The sequence below is a fragment of the Microbacterium sp. CPCC 204701 genome (genome assembly GCF_004010105.1).
Taxonomy (GTDB): domain Bacteria; phylum Actinomycetota; class Actinomycetes; order Actinomycetales; family Microbacteriaceae; genus Microbacterium.
Window position 1 is genome coordinate 1 of sequence record NZ_RRYE01000544.1, and the last position, 1,532, is coordinate 1,532.

The following is a 1,532-nucleotide window of genomic DNA, read 5'->3' on the forward strand; positions in this document are numbered from 1 at the left end:
CGGCGAGGATCGTCTCGCCGGCCGACACGGGCGTCGTCACGGTGCCGGTCGTGCCGTCGAGGCGGAACGAGATCGTGCGTACCGGTTCGCCCGGTGCCGCCTCGACGGGCGGGCGCCGCGGACCGGCGTGCTCGTCGGAGCGGCCCGTCGCGAAGAGCTCGATACGGATCGCGGATGCCTCGACCCCGAGCCGCAGCAGCACGGCACGGGCCCTCTCGACCAGTTCGAACGGCCCGCACAGGAACCACTCGTCGATCACCTCTGAGGGCACGACCCGCGTCAGCAGCTTCTCGAGCCGCTCCTCGTCGAGGCGCCCCGAGAAGAGGTCGGCCGGCCGGCGCTCGCGCGTCAGCACGTGGTGGACGGCGAGCCGCGCCGGGTAGCGGTCCTTGATGTCGGCGAGGTCGTCCAGGAACATCGCGTCGACGGCGGTGCGGTTCGAGTACACGAGGTCGAACGTGTCGTCGGGCCGCTCGCCGAGGTGATGCTCGATGAGGGCCATCACCGGCGTGATGCCCGAGCCCGCCGCGATCGCCGCGAACCGCGCGGGGCGGTCGTAGCGGCCGTGCGGCGTGAAGTGCCCGTCGGGACTCATGACCTCGAGCACCTGGCCGGGGGCCAGGTGCTCGAGCGCCCACGTCGAGAACGCGCCGCCCCGCTCACGCTTGATCGCGACGTTGAGCGTCTGCGACGCACCGCCTGACGAGGGCGCCCGGCAGAGCGAGTAGCTGCGCCGCACCTCGTCGCCGTCGAGCGTCATGCGCAGCGCGATGTGCTGACCGGGCCGGTAGTCGAACGCGCCCGCGAGCTCGGGCGGCACCACGAAGCTCACCTCGATCGCGTCCGCGGTGAGCGGGCGGATCGACTCCACGCGCAGCGGATGGAACACCGCACGGCGTCGGCCGCTCGACGCTTCGGGTGCCGCAGCGGGCGCGGGGGACGTGAGCGCAGCCATCACAGCTCCTTGAACCGGTCGAACGGCTCACCGCACGCCTGGCACTGCCACAGCGCCTTGCACGACGTCGACCCGTAGCGCGTCAGCTCGCGCGTGTGCAGCGACCCGCATCGCGGGCATCGGATGCCGAGGCCGAGCGCGACGTGCCCGTCGGCGCCGCGCGGGCGCGGGGGTGCGATGCCGAACTCCTCGAGCTTGCGGCGACCGTCGTCGCTCATCCAGTCGGTGGTCCACGCGGGGCTCAAGACGACCTCGACTCGCGCCTCGCGGCCGATCACGGCGAGTGCGGCGACGATGTCGGCGCGCAGTGCGTCGATCGCGGGACACCCCGAGTACGTGGGCGTGATCCGGACCACCGCGACATCGCCGTCGAGCTCGACGTCGCGCAGCATGCCGAGGTCGGCGATGGTCACCACCGGCAGCTCGGGGTCGAGCACGGCGGCCGCGGCATCCCACACCGCCGCCCGCTCCGGATCGACCGGACGCGGCCGGGCCTCGCGCTCGAGCGCGGTCGCGGTCACCATGTCGCCCCCGGGTGTGCGCGGGCGAGCACCTGCAGCTCGCCGAGGAGCCGGCC

The 1,532-nt window shown here is 73.4% G+C and carries 2 protein-coding genes; both read right to left on the reverse strand.

Annotated elements, in window-relative coordinates:
- Positions 1-955, reverse strand: a 955-nt coding sequence (locus EIO58_RS17685; RefSeq protein WP_127820533.1) for an FAD-binding oxidoreductase, incomplete at its 3' end; no start/stop codon positions are given.
- The gene (gene paaD, locus EIO58_RS17690; protein ID WP_127820534.1) at positions 955-1,479 is read right to left on the reverse strand and encodes a 1,2-phenylacetyl-CoA epoxidase subunit PaaD; all 525 of its coding nucleotides are present in this window, start codon (positions 1,477-1,479) and stop codon (positions 955-957) included. The genes paaD and EIO58_RS17685, both read right to left, overlap by 1 nt.
- Positions 1,480-1,532: the final 53 nt, after the last annotated feature.

Bases quoted from the DNA above. Each gene is read 5' to 3' on its own strand.
- paaD (WP_127820534.1), bottom strand. From the start codon at position 1,479: ATGGTGACCGCGACCGCGCTCGAGCGCGAGGCCCGGCCGCGTCCGGTC.